The 19961-nt window shown below is 54.9% G+C and carries 25 protein-coding genes; 19 read left to right on the top strand and 6 right to left on the bottom strand.

Going from position 1 to position 19961, the window contains the following annotated elements; translation table 11 throughout:
- A partial coding sequence (locus tag HG542_RS36490; RefSeq protein WP_171087921.1) for an IS5-like element ISKpn26 family transposase occupies positions 1-820 on the bottom strand: 820 nt, incomplete at its 3' end.
- A 53-nt stretch (positions 821-873) separates the two neighbouring features.
- On the opposite strand from HG542_RS36490, the gene HG542_RS36485 reads away from it, so the two are divergent.
- From HG542_RS36485 to HG542_RS36475, 3 genes are read left to right on the top strand one after another with little or no spacing between them, the layout of a single operon-like run.
- Entirely contained in the window at positions 874-1281 is a 408-nt protein-coding gene (locus tag HG542_RS36485) for a 3'-5' exonuclease (protein WP_015493088.1), read from the top strand.
- Positions 1262-1729: a hypothetical protein gene (locus HG542_RS36480; protein WP_218039100.1), complete on the top strand. Its 468-nt coding sequence runs from the start codon at positions 1262-1264 to the stop codon at positions 1727-1729. Before HG542_RS36485 ends, HG542_RS36480 begins: the two co-directional genes overlap by 20 nt.
- Positions 1726-2337 (top strand): DUF2913 family protein, encoded by a 612-nt coding sequence (locus HG542_RS36475; RefSeq protein ID WP_015493086.1) that lies wholly within the window; start codon positions 1726-1728, stop codon positions 2335-2337. Before HG542_RS36480 ends, HG542_RS36475 begins: the two co-directional genes overlap by 4 nt.
- On the opposite strand, the gene HG542_RS36470 is transcribed toward HG542_RS36475, so the two are convergent.
- Both HG542_RS36470 and HG542_RS36465 read right to left on the bottom strand, forming a co-directional pair.
- On the bottom strand, positions 2334-3284 hold the full coding sequence (locus tag HG542_RS36470) for an Rpn family recombination-promoting nuclease/putative transposase (RefSeq protein WP_015493085.1): 951 nt from the start codon (positions 3282-3284) through the stop codon (positions 2334-2336). The genes HG542_RS36475 and HG542_RS36470 overlap by 4 nt on opposite strands.
- A gap of 400 nt (positions 3285-3684) precedes the next feature.
- Complete coding sequence (locus tag HG542_RS36465; RefSeq protein WP_022652286.1) at positions 3685-4317, bottom strand: recombinase family protein; 633 nt, start codon at positions 4315-4317, stop codon at positions 3685-3687.
- 362 nt (positions 4318-4679) lie between these two features.
- On the opposite strand from HG542_RS36465, the gene HG542_RS36460 reads away from it, so the two are divergent.
- Both HG542_RS36460 and HG542_RS36455 read left to right on the top strand, forming a co-directional pair.
- Entirely contained in the window at positions 4680-5885 is a 1206-nt protein-coding gene (locus HG542_RS36460; protein WP_015493083.1) for an AAA family ATPase, read from the top strand.
- The gene (locus HG542_RS36455) at positions 5882-6853 is read left to right on the top strand and encodes a ParB family protein (RefSeq protein ID WP_016479949.1); all 972 of its coding nucleotides are present in this window, start codon (positions 5882-5884) and stop codon (positions 6851-6853) included. Before HG542_RS36460 ends, HG542_RS36455 begins: the two co-directional genes overlap by 4 nt.
- Positions 6854-6988: 135 nt before the next feature.
- On the opposite strand, the gene HG542_RS36450 is transcribed toward HG542_RS36455, so the two are convergent.
- The 3 genes from HG542_RS36450 to HG542_RS36440 form a co-directional block, all read right to left on the bottom strand.
- Positions 6989-8251, bottom strand: coding sequence for a Y-family DNA polymerase (locus HG542_RS36450; protein ID WP_304414305.1), 1263 nt, complete (start codon positions 8249-8251; stop codon positions 6989-6991).
- 8 nt (positions 8252-8259) lie between these two features.
- Positions 8260-8682, bottom strand: coding sequence for a translesion error-prone DNA polymerase V autoproteolytic subunit (gene umuD / locus HG542_RS36445; protein ID WP_015493080.1), 423 nt, complete (start codon positions 8680-8682; stop codon positions 8260-8262).
- 179 nt (positions 8683-8861) lie between these two features.
- Complete coding sequence (locus HG542_RS36440) at positions 8862-9533, bottom strand: SOS response-associated peptidase family protein (RefSeq protein WP_015493079.1); 672 nt, start codon at positions 9531-9533, stop codon at positions 8862-8864.
- Positions 9534-9891: 358 nt separating this feature from the next.
- On the opposite strand from HG542_RS36440, the gene HG542_RS36435 reads away from it, so the two are divergent.
- The 14 genes from HG542_RS36435 (at position 9892) to HG542_RS36370 (ending at position 19873) form a co-directional block, all read left to right on the top strand.
- On the top strand, positions 9892-10569 hold the full coding sequence (locus HG542_RS36435) for a DNA methylase (protein WP_002211749.1): 678 nt from the start codon (positions 9892-9894) through the stop codon (positions 10567-10569).
- Positions 10569-10790 carry a YubE family protein gene (locus tag HG542_RS36430; protein WP_015493077.1) on the top strand — a complete coding sequence of 74 codons (222 nt, stop codon included), beginning with the start codon at positions 10569-10571 and terminating at the stop codon, positions 10788-10790. The genes HG542_RS36435 and HG542_RS36430 overlap by 1 nt, the downstream gene beginning before the upstream one ends.
- 10 nt (positions 10791-10800) lie before the next feature.
- Positions 10801-11220 (top strand): DUF1380 family protein, encoded by a 420-nt coding sequence (locus HG542_RS36425; RefSeq protein WP_015493076.1) that lies wholly within the window; start codon positions 10801-10803, stop codon positions 11218-11220.
- A gap of 53 nt (positions 11221-11273) precedes the next feature.
- Complete coding sequence (locus HG542_RS36420; RefSeq protein ID WP_015493075.1) at positions 11274-12053, top strand: YubG family protein; 780 nt, start codon at positions 11274-11276, stop codon at positions 12051-12053.
- Positions 12054-12457: 404 nt separating this feature from the next.
- Complete coding sequence (locus tag HG542_RS36415) at positions 12458-12964, top strand: antirestriction protein ArdA (protein ID WP_015493074.1); 507 nt, start codon at positions 12458-12460, stop codon at positions 12962-12964.
- A gap of 42 nt (positions 12965-13006) precedes the next feature.
- Positions 13007-13198 carry a hypothetical protein gene (locus HG542_RS36410; RefSeq protein ID WP_015493073.1) on the top strand — a complete coding sequence of 64 codons (192 nt, stop codon included), beginning with the start codon at positions 13007-13009 and terminating at the stop codon, positions 13196-13198.
- A 186-nt stretch (positions 13199-13384) separates the two neighbouring features.
- Positions 13385-13645 (top strand): DNA polymerase III subunit theta, encoded by a 261-nt coding sequence (locus tag HG542_RS36405; protein WP_032072906.1) that lies wholly within the window; start codon positions 13385-13387, stop codon positions 13643-13645.
- A gap of 977 nt (positions 13646-14622) precedes the next feature.
- Positions 14623-14853, top strand: coding sequence for a DUF905 domain-containing protein (locus tag HG542_RS36400; RefSeq protein ID WP_015493071.1), 231 nt, complete (start codon positions 14623-14625; stop codon positions 14851-14853).
- 70 nt (positions 14854-14923) lie between these two features.
- Complete coding sequence (locus HG542_RS36395; protein ID WP_218039099.1) at positions 14924-15586, top strand: ParB/RepB/Spo0J family partition protein; 663 nt, start codon at positions 14924-14926, stop codon at positions 15584-15586.
- 48 nt (positions 15587-15634) lie between these two features.
- Entirely contained in the window at positions 15635-16933 is a 1299-nt protein-coding gene (locus HG542_RS36390; protein ID WP_218039098.1) for a hypothetical protein, read from the top strand.
- Positions 16934-16975: 42 nt separating this feature from the next.
- Positions 16976-17407, top strand: a complete 432-nt coding sequence (gene psiB / locus HG542_RS36385; RefSeq protein ID WP_008324186.1) for a conjugation system SOS inhibitor PsiB — start codon at positions 16976-16978, stop codon at positions 17405-17407.
- Positions 17404-18132 carry a plasmid SOS inhibition protein A gene (locus tag HG542_RS36380; protein ID WP_008324185.1) on the top strand — a complete coding sequence of 243 codons (729 nt, stop codon included), beginning with the start codon at positions 17404-17406 and terminating at the stop codon, positions 18130-18132. Before psiB ends, HG542_RS36380 begins: the two co-directional genes overlap by 4 nt.
- A 381-nt stretch (positions 18133-18513) precedes the next feature.
- Positions 18514-18873 carry a hypothetical protein gene (locus HG542_RS36375; protein ID WP_015493069.1) on the top strand — a complete coding sequence of 120 codons (360 nt, stop codon included), beginning with the start codon at positions 18514-18516 and terminating at the stop codon, positions 18871-18873.
- Positions 18874-19498: 625 nt separating this feature from the next.
- Positions 19499-19873, top strand: a complete 375-nt coding sequence (locus tag HG542_RS36370) for a hypothetical protein (protein ID WP_008324180.1) — start codon at positions 19499-19501, stop codon at positions 19871-19873.
- The last annotated feature ends 88 nt before the right edge of the window (positions 19874-19961 follow it).

Here is a 19961-nt window from a genome sequence, read left to right as displayed (position 1 = left end):
TGGCCCGGATGCTGGCTTTCATGTATTCGATGTTGATGGCCGTTTTGTTCTTGCGTGGATGCTGTTTCAAGGTTCTTACCTTGCCGGGGCGCTCGGCGATCAGCCAGTCCACATCCACCTCGGCCAGCTCCTCGCGCTGTGGCGCCCCTTGGTAGCCGGCATCGGCTGAGACAAATTGCTCCTCTCCATGCAGCAGATTACCCAGCTGATTGAGGTCATGCTCGTTGGCCGCGGTGGTGACCAGGCTGTGGGTCAGGCCACTCTTGGCATCGACACCAATGTGGGCCTTCATGCCAAAGTGCCACTGATTGCCTTTCTTGGTCTGATGCATCTCCGGATCGCGTTGCTGCTCTTTGTTCTTGGTAGAGCTGGGTGCCTCAATGATGGTGGCATCCACCAAAGTGCCTTGGGTCATCATGACGCCTGCTTCGGCCAGCCAGCGATTGATGGTCTTGAACAATTGACGGGCCAGTTGATGCTGCTCGAGCAGGTGGCGGAAATTCATGATGGTGGTGCGATCCGGCAGGGCGCTATCCAGGGATAATCGGGCAAACAGGCGCATGGAGGCGATTTCGTACAGGGCATCTTCCATGGCACCGTCGCTCAGGTTGTACCAATGCTGCATGCAGTGAATACGCAGCATGGTCTCCAGCGGATAGGGCCGTCGGCCATTGCCCGCCTTGGGATAAAACGGCTCGATGACAGCGGTCATATTCTGCCATGGCAGAATCTGCTCCATGCGGGAGAGGAAAATCTCTTTTCGGGTCTGACGGCGCTTAGTGCTGAATTCACTATCGGCGAAGGTGAGTTGATGGCTCATGATGTCCCTCTGGGATGCGCTCCGGATGAATATGATGATCTCATATCAGGAACTTGTTCGCACCTTCCATCAGTGACGATGATCTGGTCAGTGCGCCATCGTGGCCCGATATTGCGCAGCAGCTGCAGCACCATATCGGCCGGCGCCCGCTGGTTATTTTCAATGCTGAGTTTGATACGCGCATTCTGAAGCAGACAGCGGCAGCGCATAACGACCGTGCCAGCTGGCTGGACTCTCTGACGGTGTACTGCGCCATGCGACTTGCAGCGGGGTATTACGGCCCCACCAATCGCTACGGTACCATATCGCTTTCCGGCGCTGTCAGTCAGGCTGGGCTGAGCTGGGCCGGGGAGGCACACTCCGCCGTCACTGACGCAGTTATGACGGCTCGGGTGGTAAACAATATTGCCGGATACTGGCGTGAGATCCAGTGTGAAATGAATGATGGCGCAGGGAGATAACGCTGCTCTCTGGCTGGTCAGACAGCTGCAGGTATTAATTCAGGAGTCTGGAATGGAAAATATGATGAAAACTATGCGTGAGCATTTTCCCACGAGAACAGTGGTGATCGAGCAGTCTCTGGATATGTTTGGCGTCAAACGAAATGAGGACGGGACGTTACTCTTCCCCCGTCACTCCGATAAACGTTTTCCCATTGCACGTATCCGTAAGCGACTGGCGGCTTATGGCTGGCGAGGCGAACGTCTGAATAAGGAGGTAGCGCGTATCGTCGCGGGCCCTGATATTTACGCTGAGAGAAATGAATACAACATTATTTTCCCTTACGGATGGGAGAAGAAGCAGCTGACGCGTGAGATGCGGCGAATGTTTCCCCGTAAGACGGGCCGACGTGTGCTGATTATGCTGGATGAATTACATCATTTTTCTGACTTGCGGGAGAAGCCGTGACGCTGACAGAAAAATCGGGCCATCTGGCATGGTGTGCCCTGGTGGCGCTTGCGCTGGCCAGGCAGGAGGGTGGCGTTCTCTCGCCGGCACAGGAAAATCTCTTTCTCATCCGCTGGCTGGCGACTGCGCTGAAGCAACGGCGTTTCCCCCGGGAGATAAATCCGGACATCGAGTGGCTGTTGAAACAGAGGCGCCAGCTGGGCGTCAGCGCGAAGCTGGCCAGCAAGCTGAATTACCTCTGGCGTTCCTGCACCGGCGAGTTGTCCGAGCAGAACGACCTGTTCCGGCTGACGTATGCTCTGGAAACAGCGAAAGATATGCACTGGAACTACCGTCTGCTGAGCGATCGGGAATGGTCAGGCCGAAATGCTGTGGCGCTCAGTGCGGGCGTGAACGGCATTTATCTCTCACGGGCCAACCTCGATGTCGCTTTTGACGACAGCGGCCGACAGATAAATCCGCTTACAGCACGTCTGACGGGTAACGTAGTGGGGGTGATGAAGGTGTTTAATCGCTGTGGCTGGCAGGCAGAGCCTGAGTCTGGTGCCTCCCTGCCCCACCAGTATTCTCTGATGGCCGGACAGGGAGTGCCAGGAAAGGGGGATTAGTGGCGGATCTGCGCTAGTTCGTCTTCAGTCAGACCGGTCATTTTCATGACGGTATTGCGGTCAATTCCGTTCTGCAGCATGGTTCGTGCAATTTTAAGGGTGGCTTCGCGCTCGCCTTTTTCAATACCGCGTTGTTCACCTAACTGCAGGCCCTGCTGCAGACCCTGCTGCAGGCCCTTCTCGATGCCAATCTGTTCAAGCTGTTGTGCGATGGTCATCAGTTCATCCTCGTGTTGCGGCAGACGCTCTGCCAGCGCCCGCATAAATTCAGGTGCAGGCGCTTCACCTGCATTTACCATGTAGTTTATCAGAACGCGCACCTGTTCGGGGGAAATCCATTCCACCATTACCCGGGGTAGCCTGTCCAGCAGTTCCATCATGTCCCGCTGGCGGATATGTTTCATCAGCAGGGTCAGTGCGGCCATCCGTCTGTGGTTCATTATCTCATCATCATCGATGACGGTGACATCAACCAGCGGGAATCCTGTCGTGTATACTTTTCCGGCCTGTTCCGGGTTACTGAAACAATCCAGCCAGTTCGTGGAGAACGGGTACGGACTCCGGCTGCCGTGGTAAAACAGAACCGGGATGACCAGCGGCAGTTTTTTATGACCCGCTTCAAGATGACGTTGCATGGCGGCGACAGCATATCTGAGCTGACGAAAGGCCATATTTTTATCCGCCGAACTCTGGTGTTCCAGAAGCAGATGGATGTACCCGTCATCGCCGGTGGTGGTTTTCATGCTCCAGAGAATGTCGCTGACGTACTGACGTAAGTCGTCCTCAACGAAGGTACCGGACTCCAGCTTCAGCGTGGTCAAATCGCACAGCGCGCGTAATTCAGCCGGGAGATGTAACATCATGAAGTCACGGGCGACATCGGGATTCGCCAGGAACTGGCGAAATGTCGCGTCATGGGGTGTGGGTGTACCTGGTTTCTTCTTCATCAGTCCTGGGCTCTGAAAAATGACCCGGAGATGTTATCACAGCCCGGGAAAAGCTAATATTGGCGGTGAACGGAATTGCCATTCCTTCAGGGGACCGTTCCGGGGTGGTTCGGTCCCCTTCCTAAACCATCTTTACTCATCATCAATTACTGCCTTAGCAACTTTCTTCCCTCTCTCAGATATTCTAAAGCCTCTTCTCTCCGTCCTTCTGTGGCAGCTGTATATAATGTCGCGATACCGCTGACAGCCTGATGGTGGGTTATACTGCCTTTACTGAAATCATCCAGAACAGTACAAAGGAATTCCTCCAACAACTCCTGTTCTCTTTGAGATATTCTTTCAGCCATATTCGCTCCATAAGCTTAATTGTTTGTTCTGAACCTAACGTGAATAAGTATCGTCAATCAGTATCCTGCTTATGATTGCCGTTACAGACCCTGATTACTGTCATCTTTGATACGCCAGCCAGGCGGGCTGTTTCACGCAGTGATTTTCCGTGGGCCAGACGCAGAGTACGTATCAGTTCATGTTTCTGTGCATCGGCCACCCTGCCCCGGTATTTTCCTTCAGTTTTCGCTTTACAGATTCCCTCTGCCTGGCGACGTCGACGGTCTTCGTAGTCTTTTCTGGCAATAGCGGCGAGCATATCCAGCATCATGCCATTTACGGCCTTCAGCATGCTTCGGGTGAAGTCATCACTTACTGTGCTGGATAGCGCCAGATGGCTGGTTGGTAAATCAAGACTGACGATGGCCAGCTGCTTGTCGGTGATTTGCTTTCTGAGTGTCTCCCAGCCTGCATCATCCAGTCGAGTAAGCCTGTCGACCTGTTCAATGAGAATCACATCACCAGGTTCCGCATCACCAAGAAGCCTGATCAGTTCAGGACGGTTCATTGTCGTACCGGAGACATTGTCGATATACCAGCCAGCAATACGGTGGCCATTTTGGTTTGCAAATGCCTTCAGTGCATTTTTTGCCCGGCTGGCATTCTGCTCTGAAGTGGATGCCCGGAGGTAACCAAAAACGAACATATTTTGTCCTTCTGGTAACTTTTAAGTGGTCTTGCTTATGATGGTATCACTTATGTGGTAACAATAATATTCGCCGGTATTTTTTCGGGTGGTATATATAGAGCATACCCCAATGTGACAGGCTGACGCGCCCACGGAGCTTGTCCAACCCCTCGCCTGCTCAGATGCAAGCTCTGAACAGACTCACGGTTTTTTCTTTGAGTACAGCCTCAGTTGTCTTTTTGAGCTACGTGATAGGTAGGTATTAACGTACAATAATTTAATGTCGTATCATTATATGTTGTACGTTATTATTTATTGTGTACAATGGCGTGAGCTTCTACGCCATCAATGTGCAAGGATTCCATCTTTAGGGGACAAAAATGAAACGCGATTACGGTAGTGTGGGTACCATAGCTCTTAGAGCAAGCGCTTTACTTCAGGCTATGAGTAGGGATATTGAGGAACAAAGGAAAGAATTTAATCTGACAGATTATCATCAGACATATACTCGTAACGCTGTCGCAAAACTACCAAAGCTGAGCCGGCGTATCGTAGAACTGGCCATGAAAGAAATGGAAGAAGACGGCTATATATTTAATAAAAAGCAGATTGGTAACGTCGAACAATATGCTCTGACGATAAAGAATGTTATCGATATCTACGCCCACCGACAGATACCTAAATATCGCGATATCCATAAAGAACCCTACGTTATTTTCGTTGTAAACCTTAAAGGTGGTGTATCAAAAACAGTCAGTACAGTTACTCTTGCACATGCGTTGCGTGTACATCAGGACCTGCTGCGGCATGATCTTCGCATCCTTGTAATAGACCTCGACCCACAGGCCTCCAGTACTATGTTCCTGGATCACACCCATAGCATTGGTACAGTCCTTGAAACAGCTGCTCAGGCAATGCTGAATGATCTCGATGTTGAAACATTGCGAGAAGCAGTTATTCGCCCCACCATTATTCCTGGTGTTGATGTCATCCCTGCTTCTATTGATGACGGCTTTGTGGCGAGCCAGTGGGAGTCTTTAGTAGCAGAACATTTACCAGGACTTAAACCTTCTGAAGTCCTCAGGAAAACAATTATTGACCGTATCGCTGGTGACTATGATTTTGTCTTCATAGATACTGGCCCCCATCTTGATCCGTTCCTTCTGAATGGTCTGGCAGCGAGTGATTTGCTTCTGACCCCTACTCCACCGGCACAGGTTGATTTCCATTCAACCCTTAAATATCTGACACGTTTGCCTGAAATGCTGGAGCGTCTTGAAGACGAAGGTGTGGAACCACGCCTGAGCGCGAGTATCGGTTTCATGTCAAAAATGACTAATAAGCGTGATCACGAAACTTCGCATAGCCTGGCCCGCGAAGTGTATGCAAGTAATATTCTGGACTCGTCACTGCCACGTTTGGATGGATTCGAACGATGTGGTGAATCTTTTGACACTATTATTAGTGCTAACCCTGTTTCATACCCTGGTAGTGCTGAAGCGTTGAAAAAGGCACGTACTGAAGCAGAACGGTTTACGAAAGCAGTTTTTGACCGCATTGAATACATCCGGGGAGAGTCTAAATGAAAAAGGTTTTAGCTCGTGGGCGAGTTCTCGGTAATAGCAATTCAGAGTTTGCCCGTATGCTTGAAGGTGACGGAGATGTCAAAACGTTTACTCTTAAATCCGGCAAGCAGGCCAAATTTGTCAAAACGGTTGTATTAAGCGGAGAGATTGAATCAAAGACGTTCGTTGATGCATCGGTCAATGGACGAGATCAGGCTATGCTTACGCGTGAGTCCGTTAGTGATATTTCCCGGACGATAAAGCTGCAGCAATTCTTCCCGGCTATTGGACGGGAGGTTAATGGACGAATTGAGATATTAGATGGGACCCGACGCCGTGCCGCCTGCATATTTAATAACGTTAAATTCGAAATCCTAGTAACTAAAGATGATATATCACTCGCCGATGCACGGCAGTTAGCGCAAGATATCCAGACAGCTAGAGAACATAGCCTTCGAGAGTTGGGGAAACGACTTGAAGTCACCTATGGAACTAGCATGACGAAAGAAGAGATTGCGTTGAAAGAGAATCTCTCTCCGGCGAAAGTGACTCGCGCGTTTCAGGCCGCAGCAGTGCCAGATGAAATGGTTGCAGTATTCCCGGTGATAAATGATATTTCTTTGTCGGATTATCAGTTTTTGCTAAAACTGGCTGAAGAAGCAAACAACAAGCAAACATCCGTAACAGAACTGATGGAAAAAGTTCAACATCGGTTGAAGACCATGCCAGATTATCCGGCAATTGATAAAAGCAAAATTCTGGCGGCTATCAGGGTTGAGAGCAAATCGTTGACAACCCGCCCTACCAGAACGGTTCAAACTGAGAAGCTGAGAGAATTTTCAGATCGCAATCAGTTTGCCAGAAAGAAAACTGATTCAAAGAAGCGACTGGTTGTTTATGAGTTTTCCCGCATTTCCGCTGAGGCACAGTCGGAGATTGATGATGCAATAAAACGTATTCTGAAAAGACTTCCTGAGTCAAGTGAGTAAGGGAAAAGGATGCCGGAGAGCATCCTTTTTTTATGTTTTTCACCATGCCGATTTCAATGTTATTATTATGATTGTAAAGGAAAATTTTAAATTCTTTCACACTGAAATCACCAAGTTTTTCAACCTTTTCGTGACTCATAATTTCGCTACTGGCAGTTCAGACCAGCGAGTTGTATAGGCCGGTGAAAGCATCTCCCGTTTCATTTGCCACTCAGGTGCGATACCTCGTCCCGCAAACCATACTTTCCCCAGACCGGAATGGTTAATACCGTCCATGACTTTCATCAGCTGATTACTGTTGCTTCGGGGCTGAGTATCATCGAACAGGTTCAACTGCGAAACCCCGGTAGGAGTGAAATCATTGAGCATGCAACCCGCTTTTGCATATCGATGGCCATTCACCCAGATCCGATCCAGTGCTTTCACCGCTGCGGCTATGATGTCCCTGGTATCCTGCGTGGGAGTCATCAACTTCTCACTGGCCACATTCCCGTAATACGGTTCGTTCACCGCGAACGGTGACGTCTTCACAAATACAGCAATGTGCCTGCAGAACTGTCGCTCGCCGCGCAGTTTTTCAGCTGCACGCTCAGCATACTGACAAACTGCCTGGCGCATGGCTTCATACGTCGTGACACGCTCCCCAAAGGACCGGCTGCAGACAATCTGCTGTTTTGGCGGCGGCGCTTCTTCAAGCGAAATACAGCTTTCTCCGTTGAGTTCACGGACGGTTCTCTCCAGCACAACGCTGAAATTCTTCCTGATAAATACAGGGTTCGCGCGCGCCAGCTGCAGTGCCGTAGTGATGCCCATCGTATTAAGCGTTTTTGAGATCCTGCGACCTACTCCCCAGATTTCTTCCACCGGCTGTCGTGAGAGCAGTTTATCCGTTCGCTTTGGATTGCCTGAAGTCAGAGCAAGCACGCCCCCAAACTGCCGCCATTCCTTAGACGCCCATTGTGCGCTTTTAGCCAGCGTTTTGGTCGGCCCCATCCCGACGCCGATTGTCAGCCCCGTACCGGAGCGCACGTGCTCGCGCAGCTGCCGGCCGAAGTCCTCATAATTGATGCAGCTGTCTATACCGCGGATATCCAGAAACATCTCGTCGATGCTGTACTGCTCCACGCGCGGCGCCAGTTCTTCGAGATGAGACATAACTCTGTTCGACATAGACGCATAGAGCTCGTAATTGCACGAGAACGTGATGACCGGCTCCGGGAATTGTGCCGTCTTCAGCTGGAACCAGGGGACGCCCATTTTAATACCCAGCCGTTTCGCTTCGGCACTGCGCGCGATGACGCAGCCATCATTGTTACTGAGCACCACAACGGGCCTGTTACGCAGGTCCGGACGAAATACTTTCTCACAGCTGGCGTAGAAGCTGTTGACGTCAGCCAAAGCGAACATCAATTCGTACCCCGCGTCTTATGTATGAATGCCATCACCACGCCGAATATCTGCAGTTCTTCCGGATAAAGAGTGGGGTAGGCGGGATTCATCGGCAGCAGGGCGATACGGGGTTTAAGCTGCAGGCGCTTAACGGTGAATTCGCCATCTGTTTCCGCGATGACAATATCCCCCTGCATGGGTTTTTCAGCTTTGTCGACAACCATGAGATCGCCGGAGTGCAGGCCCATATCTTTCATCGAATCGCCAATGGCCCGGACAAAGTAGGTCGCGCTGGGGCGACGGATACAGTAGGCGTTCAGATCCAGTTCGTCTTCGGTATAGTCCGCGGCCGGTGACGGAAAACCAGCCGGACAGCGCTCTGTGAAAAGTGGTGCGGTGGACAGTGCTGGCTCTGATGCGGGAGTGACAAAAAGGATCATGGCATACCTCTTAAAATACCTGTTTTTACATACAGTGTTATTTAAGATATTTCCCGTCCTGCAAGGAGAATTTTTCCTGTTCCTGCCAGGTTATTGTTCTGGCAGATAAAACAGGCAGTGGGTTATCCACAGAAACGGTGCATAACCCTGTGAGTCGATGCCGGGTATCTCACCGTCTGCTAAGTCAGTGGCTCTATAAGTTCCCGGCCCTGGTTCCCGGGATTGCCAACAGCCCGGCTGACGGGGTGCCATGTGAAATCTTCGGCGGGAAGACTGCCCTCACGGGCAATGTCTTCCGCCTCTTTACCGGTTGTGTTTTCGCTGAGCCATTTACGTGCGGCATCCGGTGAGTACACGAGTGGTCGCCGGTCGTGAATGTCCAGCAGTTCCTCATCCGCAGCGGCCGTGACGATCAGGAATCCTTCCTGGTCATTGCCGTTCTCAAAAGGTGGTTTCCCGATGGCAGCGAGCAGGAGCGGATTTCCGTCCTTACGGTAAATGAAAAACGGCTGTTTCACGCCGTTTTGCTGTTTCCACTCAAACCAGCCGTCAGCAAAAACAATGGCCCGTCCGTGCTCCCAGAGTGGCCTGAACATCCGGCTGCCGGCCGCAGTTTCACTTCTGGCGTTGATGAGAGCGGGCTTGTTCCACCACTCCGGCGCATAACCCCAGTGAACAGGATCAAGATGCAGCTGCGAGCGGCGTTCACTCAGCAGTAATACACGGGTTCCGGGCGCAACGTTGTAGCGGCCGACGGGCTCCGGATCATACGGGATGTCCCGTTCTGCTTCTTCTCCGAGAAAGGCCAGGTACTCCTCGCGGGAGTTGTACTGCGTAAACCGACCGCACATTATCGTTTCTCCGGTGTAGATTTCGCATGCGAAATCTGTGTTTTCATCAGTTCAGAAAATAGGCCGTTTTTCAGGTTCCTGCCATCGTGTGGCCGCCGTGCCGCTACTGTAGCCGGGCCGCTTCGAATGCAAGGGTTCGCTCTGCCGGTGTCCTCACCCGGTCGCAGTTTATTTCAAAGGCTTTACCCGCTGTCTTCCCGTCGTTTTCCGTCTCAATTTTCGCCGTCAAACCGTCCAGCCAGCGTGGGCTTTTTCACTGCGCTGCGGCTTGCGGCACCGCCCCTGCATTCTCCACTTTTCGCCCGGCTGTCGTATCGGCACGGCGTAACTGGCGCCGCTTTGAGAAAGGAGAACTACTATGTCCCGATTTATCCAGGGTAATTGCGTCCATATCATGTCCGGCTTTCCGGATAATGCTGTCGATTTCATTCTCACCGACCCGCCATATCTCGTCGGTTTTCGTGACCGTCAGGGGCGTACCATCGCCGGCGATAAAACTGATGAATGGCTGCAACCCGCCTGCCATGAGATGTATCGCGTGCTGAAAAAAGACGCGCTGATGGTGAGCTTCTACGGCTGGAACCGCGTCGATCGCTTTATGGCCGCCTGGAAAAATGCGGGATTCAGCGTTGTCGGCCACCTGGTGTTTACCAAAACCTACACATCGAAGGCCGCATATGTGGGCTATCGCCACGAATGCGCCTACATCCTTGCAAAAGGCCGTCCGCCCCTGCCGCAAAACCCGTTGAATGACGTAATTGCGTGGAAATATTCAGGCAACCGGCACCACCCGACCGAAAAACCCGTAACCAGCCTGCAACCGTTGATTGAGTCCTTCACACATCCCGGCGCGATTGTGCTCGACCCCTTTGCCGGCAGTGGCTCCACCTGCGTGGCCGCCCTCCAGGCTGGCCGTCGTTACATCGGTATTGAATTGCTTGAGCAGTATCACCGGGCCGGACAGCAGCGTCTGGCCGCCGTCCGGCGCGCCATGCAGTACCCGGCCGCTAACGACGAGTTCCCGGAGGCCGCGTAATGAACTATGCAGGACACGAAAAACTCCGCGCAGAAGTGGCGGAAGTCGCCAACAGCATGTGTGACCTGCGGGCGACGCTGAACGGGATGGAGCACCGCTATCGCTTTGACTCTGATGTGCTGGCCGAACGCCTGACCCGTCAGACCCTTTTTCGCATCAATGCCCTGTTTATGGCGGCATACAACGAAATGCTTGAGCTGGATGCCTGCTTTAAGGACTAAGGAGAAAAACATGTACGGAACCTGTGAAACCCTCTGCCGCTTGTTGCGTGAGCAGTATCCCGCAGAAACCCCTTTGAACCTCATTGTCTGGTCCCCGGCGGATATCGAAGCACTGGCCGACGGAATGGAATATGCCGTTTCGGAGCAGGACACAAGGGCGGTACTGGCGCGTATGGACGCCATTCCGGAGGAACAACGGCTTGAGTCGGGCGTGTCTGCCGGTGCGGTGATGGATCTGATTGAACAGGTGAAAGAGGCCGTTCCGGCGGTGATGGTGCCGGCGGACCTGCTTGAAACCCTGCTGACCACTGCCGAACAGGCGTTATGGCACAGAGAATGGACCGCCCGTGACTGCAATCATCCGGTCCCGGAAAGCGTTACCCGTCGCCTGGCTGATGCGGCGAAAGTTCGCGCCTTACTGAAAAAATGAAATCAACACGCCGCCCGGGCGGCGTGTACTGACCCCGTTCAGAGGAACCCATTATGCAGGAAACCACCACGTTAAACGCCCTTGTTATGCGCCGTGCGCGCGATTTGATTGCTGATTATGGATGGCCTGACCATACCGATGTTGATCAGCGTGATCCGGTCAATAAACCGGGCTGGATAAGCATTTATGTCCGTCTGGATGCGGCAAATATTGTTCATCTGCTGCCTTTGCTTTGTACCGGTGACGTACCCGCAGATCTGCAAAGTGCCATGACAAAAATATCCGGGACGCCAGCGCAGATTATTTTATCCGGCAGCCGCTATGCCGACGCGCCGCAGCTTCCGGAGGACGGAACACAGATAGCTTTCCCCTGGGCCGGGGAATGGCTGACGGAGCCGGAGATTCAGGCTGTAACGGATTGCCTGTCCCGCGCCGTGCGGGATGTATCCCGGCAGGTATGGGAGGATGCGCGCCGGATAAAGGCGGCACTGAACACGCGCGGGGAAACGCTGTTTTATCGCCAGACCCGAAACTTCCGTCTGGTTGTGAAGGAAAATGATATGCCCTGCTGGCTGGACGATGATGACAATTTGCCGGTGGTGCTCGATGCCATCCTGAACAAAGGGGCACGCTACAGTAGCGTCGAGTTCTTTGTTATCAGCGACAAAGTGGATCAAATCCTGGCATGTGGCCAGATGTGCGATGTGCTGCGTATTCCGGGCGAGCCTCCGCGCCGGTGGATGGATTTAACCCTGTTACATGAGGTCATGGCAGAAGCGCGTGCAGAAATCAGTCTTGTCCGCAATGCCCTGTCAGCAATCCGGCCAGTTTAGCGAACAGCAGGGGGCGGCGGCCCCCTGAATCTGGCACGAAGGATAAGGATGTCGCCGGCTCCGCTTTTACGGCTCTTCCTCCACGTTGTTCCGGCTTCGCGTTGAGTAACGTCCCGTGCGGCCTGCGGCAAACGCCGTGCCTCTACTGTAGCCGGGCCGCGGCTGATGCAAGGGAAGCGTAAACGCCGTCACCTTCACCCGGTCGCAGTTTATTTCATACGTTATCCGCCGTCTTCCCGTCGTTTTCCGGCTCAGTTTTCGCCGTCAAACCGTCCAGCCTGCTCCTGCTTTTTTACTGCGCTGCGGCTTCGGTGACGCCCTTGCATCCTCCGCTTTTCGCCCGGCTGTCGTGTCGGCACGGCGTAAGCCGGAACTCAGACGACATCGACTAGGGAGGATTTTTTATGCGCACTACAACCACCACACCCGCTGTTTACGTGGGCACGTATCACAAATACAACTGCGGCAGCATTTTCGGCAAATGGTTTGATCTGACGGAATTTGACGGCAGGGAGGATTTTTACGAGGCCTGTCAGGCGCTGCATGCCGATGAATGGGATGCCGAGTTTATGTTTCAGGACTGGGAAGGTATCCCGTCGCAGTTCGTCTCTGAATGCTCCATTGACTGGGATTTTATCGCCGCTTACAAACGCGCCGAAGAAGAGGGCAGGGAAGCCGCTTTTATCGCCTGGGCGGAGTATACCGGCGAATGTGACTATGACGCGTTTGATGATGCGTACCGCGGCGAGGCGGAAAGCGAGGAAGACTATGCGCGGGAGATGGTGGAGGACAACGGCCTGTTAAATGAGGTGCCGGAGCCGTTGCGCAGCTATTTCGATTTTGAAGCCTGGGCGCGTGACCTGTTCAGCAGCGGTTATGTGTTCCATGACGGCTATGTCTTCAGCAACTGATTAATGTCCGGCGGGCAAACCCGCCGGTTAAGGAGAAAACGTATGAAACTTGCACCGGAAACCCGCGAGATCCTGCGACAGTACAAAGCCCTGATTAATGCCCGCCGACGTGATGCCGGTCAGCGGGAACTGACCACCGCGCAGGTGATGGATGAAATCTGCGAATACATGACCTGTCAGTGTGCCGTGTACATCGGCGGTCATTTCATCTTACAGGGTGGAAAAGGCCAGTAAGTATGATGGCAGGCGTCCGGGCCGGAGGGCGCCTGTCAGCCCGCGCGAAAAACCGGGCAGGCTGCGCCTGCCGGAGAGAAACTTCGCCGCGCCTGCGGCGCCGCGCACTCTCCTCTCCATTGTCAGTCGCTGTTGCCCGGGAATGTGCGTATTATCAGGGATATCTTCCTGTAAAGCAGACCGGTGATGCATATGTCGAAGTGGAATATCGCCTCTTTCTCAAAAGAAGATCAGGATAAGGTCTCGGTCGATAAAGTCGCCGCTGCCGTTGCCTGGCAGGAAAGGATGAACAGGCCCGTGGTGCCGGAGCTGGCTGAACGGGAACAGCCTGAACATCTTCGCCAGTATTTCCGTGAACGGCTTGACGTTCATCGGCAGAACAGTCAGCAGCTGCCGCGCGCAAATGCGCCCGAATATCATAAACCCGGAGATGAGCAGCAGAAGTGATTCTTATAGTCAGTGTGTCCAGGGAGGAAATTTTATGCGTATGTCTCTGATGTTTGCGGCCGTGACTCTTTTAACCGGTATTAACCTGTTGTTTATTCCGTTTCAGCCTGTACCGGCTCTATGGGGGGGAATCTTGGCCGTTGCTTTTATCCTGATTAATGTCGCGGCGGATAAACTGCGTCTCTGAGGTGGCGTTGCATGGATTATCGTTGCCGGCATCATCATAATGTTGATGCTGAAGGGGAAGGAACCGGGGGACGAATTAAGAGTGCTGATCACCGTTTTTGCTTTCCTGGCTTCGGCCTGGTATAGCGTTGTGCAGTACAGAAAAGAAAAGCATTTTCGCTCCTGATGTTCCCGGCTGGCATCAAGCTGGATGATCGTCAGCCATCATTTTAGCCGCATGTAATCCATTCTTATCCTCCCGTTTTCTGTTTTCTGCCCGTTCCCGTTTTCATTGCGGGCGTCCGGGCGGGCTGTCGTGAACGGAGCCGGTAAACCGTCTCCGCCCTTCGGGCTTCCATCCCATGACGCAACACCAGGGCTTGCAGCATCCTTATCAGGATGCGCCGCCTCTGTCGCGCCGTGGCCTGCGCTCCCTGCACCCCGGCGAAAATCAACGGCCGCCGGGCTGTAAGGGGCAACGCCGTTTCGCGCCCGCGCTTTCCGTCGTTGCGGCGGGTTCCTGCTCATTCCTTGCCTGGTTTTTTCACCCTTTTGAGTCCTTTCGCCGGGGCTGAGACAAGCACAGCCGCTGTCAGCTGTCCAGGGTAAATGGCACGCGGTAAACCGCGCCCCGGACATCCGCCATCGCCCGCGCTGGTTTACGCCCCTGCGGCGAACGGCTCTCAAACGGGTGAAGGTAACAACCAGCGTGGGCGTTCAGCAGGTCCCCGCAAAACGTCAAAACCGCGGCCCCGGCAACTCAACGGGTGATGGTTTTTTAAAAGCAAAACAGGTTCAGAAGGAGGGGCAACATGAGCGAGGCGCTGGCGGTTTTACCCGACGACACCTTTACCCGCGAACAGGCTGAGGTCGTTGCGGCGCAGTACACCAACGTGGCAATTGAGGACGATCAGGGTACACATTTTCGTCTGGTCGTTCGTCAGAACGGCGTAATGGTCTGGCGCGCGTGGAATTTTGAAGCGGATACCGGGAAATGGCTCAACCGTTACATCGAACGTTACGGTATTCGTAAACAGCAGTAAATAAGAAGGTGCCCTGCCGGAGCGGTAACTCCGCAGGGCCGGACAATCATCAATCAGTGAGGTATCAACTATGTCAGTAACCGATGTTAAAGCAAAAGCACCCAAAAAAGCGAGCAGCAAAAAAATTACGAAGGCACAGGAGGCTGCCCTGAAGATCGCCCTTGAGGCCGCTGCGGTCGAGTACGTTCCGCTGTCCGATCTCGTTAAATCCCCGCTGAACGTGCGCTCCATCCCCTATTCCGTGGACAGCGTTCGCGGTCTGGCCGACTCCATCGAGACGCTCGGACTGCTGCAGAACCTTATTGTTCACACCCTCGCGGACGGACAATCCGGCGTGGCCGCAGGTGGCCGCCGATTAACTGCCCTGCAACTGCTGGCGCAGGAAGGGCGTCTCGCTGCTGACCATACCGTTATGGTGAAGCGTGTTTCCGACGACATTGCCGCCCTTGCCTCCGTCGCCGAGAACGAGCAGCGCGCCGCCATGCATCCCGCCGAGCAGATTGCAGGTTTCCGTACGCTGGCAGGGCAGGGCAAAACCCCCGCGCAGACTGGCGACGCGCTCGGCTTCGGCTCCCGTCACGTGCAGCGCATGCTGAAGCTGGCAAACCTCGCCCCCTCCCTGATGGAGAAGCTTGCACAGGACGAACTGACCGTTGAGCAGTGTCAGGCGCTCTGTCTCGAGGACGATCCTGCCCGTCAGGTCGAGGTATTCGAAAACGTGAAGGCCAGCTAGTCAAACGCGCCCGCACACCTGATTAAACGCGCTATTACCGAAACCGAGATGCGCACCGACAACGCCAAATTTCGTTTTATCGGGCGCGATGCCTACGAGGCGGCAGGGGGTTACGTCCGTGAAGATCTGTTCAGCCAGGACGAGGGCGACGGTACGGCTGACAGCGTGCTGGTTGAGCGTCTGGTGCAGGAAAAGCTGGAGCGTATCGCGCAGGACATTCAGCAGCGGGAGGGCTGGGCATGGAGTCGCGGACGCGCAGCCCGCATCTGGTACCACGGCGAAGACGGTAAGGAGTTCGTGCAGCCTGCTGAACCCGATCCGGTGTACACCCCTGAGCAGCAGCAGCGTCTTGGTGCGCTGCGGGAGCAGTACGATACATATGACAGCGTTTGCGACGAGTCAGATGCGATCGAAGCGGACATCCTCGCCATTCAGGCGGCGGCAGAAGCCAGCGCGTGGACTGACGACATGAAGTCAGGCGCGGGAGTGATGGTCAGCCTGTACGAAGGGCAGGTGTACGTGCAGCGCGGTGTGCGCCTGAAAGCGGATATGCCTGAAGAAACCGTAACCAGCAGCGTAACGGTGCCATTCACCTCACACCAGCCCGACGCCGCAGAGGGGATCAGTGTTCCGCTGCTCACGAAAATGACCTCCGAACGTACGCTGGCAGTCCAGGCGGCGCTGATGCAGCAGCCCGAAAAGGCGGTGGCGCTGATGGTCTGGCGCATGTGTACCTGCGTCTTCTCGGGCTGCCTGACCACGACGCATCCGTTCCGTATCAGCCTCACTGTATCTCACGGCAGCCTGACGGAGAACGCCCCGTCCGGTAAGGATGGCGCAGCGTTTAACATCCTGATGACCGAACGGGCAAGGCTGAAAGCCCTGCTGCCGGAAGGGTGGGAGAAGGACTTCACCACCTTCTTTGCCCTTGACGGCGGGGTGTTGATGTCGCTGATGGCCTTCTGCACGGCCTGTTCCGTTGACGGGGTGCAGACCCGCGATATGGGGCACACCTCGCGCAGTACCCTCGATGCGGTCGAGGCGGCAATCGGCTTCCACCTGCGCGACTGGTGGCAGCCGACGAAGGACAACTACTTCGGCAGCCTGAAACATCCGCAGATTGTCGCCTCCCTGAAAGAGGCGGGGCTGACGGGCGCGGCGGGTGACGCGGAGAAGATGAAGAAGGGCGATGCTGCAGCGCATGCGGAGCACTTTATGCAGCACACCCGCTGGGTTCCGGCATGGCTCAAAGGACCGGAGTCAGCGGGTGAATCCGGTGCAGACGACGCGGCTTCAGATACCGACAGCCCTGACAACGACACCACCAACACGGCACACGCCGCCTGATAACGGAGCGCCGCCCTGCGGGGCGGCGATAAGGAGATACCCATGCGCACTATTCTGACCCCCGATGTACTGAAAACGATGTCCTGTGATGAGTTTGAGGACTGGCGGGACAGCGGCGAAGACTTCCGCCGCGAACTGACCCACGCCGTCATGCGTGACCTGTCCTGCCCTGAAAACTGGGATGTGAACGGCGAGTACCGCAGCGAGTTCGGCGGCTTCTTCCCCGTACAGATACGCTTTACCCCCTCGCACGGCAATTACCATATTGCGGTGTGCAGTCCTGGTGCCATCAGTCCGGCGTGGATGGTGGTGTTCGTGCCCGCCAGCGGTCGCCCGTTCTCCGTCATTCGTACCCTGAGCGGCTACCAGCCGGAGCTTGTCAGCCACACCGTCAGCCTGACGGCGCGTCTCGATGCGGACGGATACAGTCAGGCCAGCATCATCAGTATTCTGGCAGCGGAGGGCGCGGCATGATACCTGCAAACCTGTCACTGGTTCCCTTCAGCCCTGAGCGACGCGCCGCGATGGAGGCCATCGCGGAGGTTGAACGCCGGCGGTCGCGCGGCGCGGTGTCCACGATGTATCCGTATGCCAGCGCCTTTTTCCGGCGGCTCACGGGCAGCACGCGCATCACTATCAGGGAAATCCATCATTTTGCGCCGGTGCTGACGGCGCGGGAGCTGCGGGGCAGCAGGGACAGCTGGCTCAGTGCCATCGATGCGCTGATTGAAAGTCGCGGGACGCGTTGCTGGCTGCCGCTTCCCGTTGGTGCGGGTCAGCGCCTCTTTCCGGAGGTGGCCTTTCAGCAGACCGAGCGGGTTCGCTGTCAGGACGCCCTGCGGGATGAAAAATACACCCGACAGCGTCACAAAGAACGGTGCCAGCGTGAGCAGGCGTACCAGGCGCTGGCGGGGCAGGCGGAGATTGAGCTGGCATTCCATACGCCTGAAACGGTCAGCAGCTGGAGCGCACGCTGGTCGGGGACTGAACTGCGCCAGTACGACCTGGAAGAGATGTTCTGGCGCTGGAGCGAGCGTTTCCCGTCACTGGAGCCAATGGAGCGCTGGACGATGGAGAGTCAGCCTTTCTGGACGGTGATGGCTGAAACGAATGCGCTGGCAAGGGAAAGTCCGGGATCTGTCCGGCAGCTGGAGCGCTGGATGGTACCCAACAAGCTGACAGCGCGGAGTCAGGTATGAAGTGGCGTTACTCGCTGCGCTGGAAGCGTCCCGGTCCCTGTCCCGGTGAACCTGAACTGGCGTCAGAAGTGGTGGAGGCCGGGAAGCCAGCCCCTGAGTCCGTGATGTCACTGTGGGTGGCAGGAGCCGGATATGCTGTCTGCGTTGATTTTCTGTATGAACGGCCGATCAGGCGCTGGAGCGATGAGCGAAAGGCGGCCACGCGGCGACGGAATCTGGCGCGTCGTGTTAACAGGATCGCGCCCCTGTTTGCAGATGAACTCATTGAGCGGGAACTGACGGTGCGACCGGATTATTTTCGGGGAAAGTCGCCTCACTGAGTCTGATATCATATCCTGCCAGAATACGGTCGGCAGGGTGCTTAAAAGGGATAATTTAGAGATGAGATACTGGATACTGGTCGCGCTGTTAAATGGCCTGTTTACGCTGGTCATACATTACGCGGCGCCGGAGATGTTGGGAGGCACGGCGTACTATGCCGGGGTGGCAATCTGTGCCCTGATTGCGCTGGTTATCACCTGGCGCGATCCGCCAGGTATGCTGGACAACGTGCTCTTGTTTCTCCTTAAGTGGGGAATTGTGGCTTCAGGTCTGGCGTTTTTTATCTGGGGTATCGGATACAAGCTGGAATTCTGGGGAGATCATAACCCCGATGAAATTGGCGGTGCTGAGCGGTGTTCTGCTTCTGGTCAGTGGCTGGGTGTACTGGAGGCGAAGGTAACAAACTATACGCCAGCGTGAGGCAGGAAAGTAAAAAGAGCGGTTATGCCTGCGGTATAACTGCTCTTTTATATGGTCCTCACGCTTTGTAATTTCCTGCTGTGAATCACCTCTGAAGAACGAACGCTGCGAATTATGGTGGCAGTTGTCTGTATCATCTTTTCAAATTTGCCTGCTGTCTGACGGGGTCACTGGCCATGACTGCGGGCGACCTCCCTGACGGGAACCGGGGCTGTCGTAAACGGAGCCGGTAAACCGTCTCCGCCCTGACGGGCTTCCATCCCACTGTCGCAACGTCAACACCGGCTCGCAGTGACCGTTCCGGTCACGCCGCTTTCACCATGCCGGCGATAAAGCCGCCGGCACTCAGGTGACGCCACGTCGTTCCGCCGTGTCGGGTGTGTTCATCCTCTCCCCGTACCTCTGGCGAGCCCTCTCCCGTTAAGTCCCCGGGCGGAGGGCTTGTCGTAGCACCGTCGTGTCGTCATCCGAAGGGTGAAATGCACTCCGCCAAAACTTTTTGCGAGGGACCGCAAAAACTTTAGTCTCCGCCCTTCTCCTGCCGCCCCGCCGTTGCTCCTTTGCCCTTTGCCGCCAGGGAACTCACCGAGAGATGGATAAACCACCAGACAGGAGGAAAAGCAGGATGAACACACAGAACGTCAACGTCAAAACCGCCACCAAAGAATCTTCCGAAAGATGGGTGAAAACCTCGTCCCTGCGTACTGATGGCTTTGTGCGCAATATCCATTCCCGTAACCCGTTCGATGTTATTCGCGCGGACGTGGTGCTGGCCCGTATGGAAATACAGGCTAACCGGGGATGTGGCCTGCACTACGAGATTTATGAGTCCCGTCTGCTGGGTATGGCTATGCATTACCTGGCAGAACTGCCACTGAAAGACCGTCCGGCGTTTATGGGGGCGGCAGCGAAACGGGGTTACATGCTGACGACTGCGGAAGAAGAACGTGCCGATGGTGAATGTGCTGACCTGATGATCGAGCTGGCGGCGGATTACTGATTACTTAACCGGCTGGCGGCAGGGGATGCCGCCAGTCACACCGGAGAAACATTATGAGCAACGGCACTGTTGCAAATAGTCGGTGGTG

It is taken from the genome of Streptomyces morookaense (assembly GCF_013030945.1).
Lineage (GTDB): Bacteria > Actinomycetota > Actinomycetes > Streptomycetales > Streptomycetaceae > Streptomyces > Streptomyces morookaensis.
The sequence above is the reverse complement of the archived record's forward strand: the minus strand, read 5'-3'. Positions and strand labels throughout refer to the sequence as shown.

Excerpts from the sequence above, each read along its gene's own strand:
- HG542_RS36455 (WP_016479949.1), top strand. The coding sequence starts at position 5,882 with ATGAAAAAGGTTTTAGCTCGTGGGCGAGTTCTCGGTAATAGCAATTCA.
- HG542_RS36460 (WP_015493083.1), top strand. The coding sequence starts at position 4,680 with ATGAAACGCGATTACGGTAGTGTGGGTACCATAGCTCTTAGAGCAAGC.
- HG542_RS36480 (WP_218039100.1), top strand. The coding sequence starts at position 1,262 with ATGATGGCGCAGGGAGATAACGCTGCTCTCTGGCTGGTCAGACAGCTG.
- HG542_RS36430 (WP_015493077.1), top strand. The coding sequence starts at position 10,569 with ATGAACTATGCAGGACACGAAAAACTCCGCGCAGAAGTGGCGGAAGTC.
- HG542_RS36440 (WP_015493079.1), bottom strand. The coding sequence starts at position 9,533 with ATGTGCGGTCGGTTTACGCAGTACAACTCCCGCGAGGAGTACCTGGCC.
- HG542_RS36410 (WP_015493073.1), top strand. The coding sequence starts at position 13,007 with ATGAAACTTGCACCGGAAACCCGCGAGATCCTGCGACAGTACAAAGCC.
- HG542_RS36405 (WP_032072906.1), top strand. The coding sequence starts at position 13,385 with ATGCATATGTCGAAGTGGAATATCGCCTCTTTCTCAAAAGAAGATCAG.
- HG542_RS36465 (WP_022652286.1), bottom strand. The coding sequence starts at position 4,317 with ATGTTCGTTTTTGGTTACCTCCGGGCATCCACTTCAGAGCAGAATGCC.
- HG542_RS36415 (WP_015493074.1), top strand. The coding sequence starts at position 12,458 with ATGCGCACTACAACCACCACACCCGCTGTTTACGTGGGCACGTATCAC.
- HG542_RS36470 (WP_015493085.1), bottom strand. The coding sequence starts at position 3,284 with ATGAAGAAGAAACCAGGTACACCCACACCCCATGACGCGACATTTCGC.
- HG542_RS36420 (WP_015493075.1), top strand. The coding sequence starts at position 11,274 with ATGCAGGAAACCACCACGTTAAACGCCCTTGTTATGCGCCGTGCGCGC.
- HG542_RS36425 (WP_015493076.1), top strand. The coding sequence starts at position 10,801 with ATGTACGGAACCTGTGAAACCCTCTGCCGCTTGTTGCGTGAGCAGTAT.
- HG542_RS36390 (WP_218039098.1), top strand. The coding sequence starts at position 15,635 with ATGCGCACCGACAACGCCAAATTTCGTTTTATCGGGCGCGATGCCTAC.
- HG542_RS36380 (WP_008324185.1), top strand. The coding sequence starts at position 17,404 with ATGATACCTGCAAACCTGTCACTGGTTCCCTTCAGCCCTGAGCGACGC.
- HG542_RS36435 (WP_002211749.1), top strand. The coding sequence starts at position 9,892 with ATGTCCCGATTTATCCAGGGTAATTGCGTCCATATCATGTCCGGCTTT.
- psiB (WP_008324186.1), top strand. The coding sequence starts at position 16,976 with ATGCGCACTATTCTGACCCCCGATGTACTGAAAACGATGTCCTGTGAT.
- HG542_RS36400 (WP_015493071.1), top strand. The coding sequence starts at position 14,623 with ATGAGCGAGGCGCTGGCGGTTTTACCCGACGACACCTTTACCCGCGAA.
- HG542_RS36395 (WP_218039099.1), top strand. The coding sequence starts at position 14,924 with ATGTCAGTAACCGATGTTAAAGCAAAAGCACCCAAAAAAGCGAGCAGC.
- HG542_RS36375 (WP_015493069.1), top strand. The coding sequence starts at position 18,514 with ATGAGATACTGGATACTGGTCGCGCTGTTAAATGGCCTGTTTACGCTG.
- umuD (WP_015493080.1), bottom strand. The coding sequence starts at position 8,682 with ATGATCCTTTTTGTCACTCCCGCATCAGAGCCAGCACTGTCCACCGCA.
- HG542_RS36370 (WP_008324180.1), top strand. The coding sequence starts at position 19,499 with ATGAACACACAGAACGTCAACGTCAAAACCGCCACCAAAGAATCTTCC.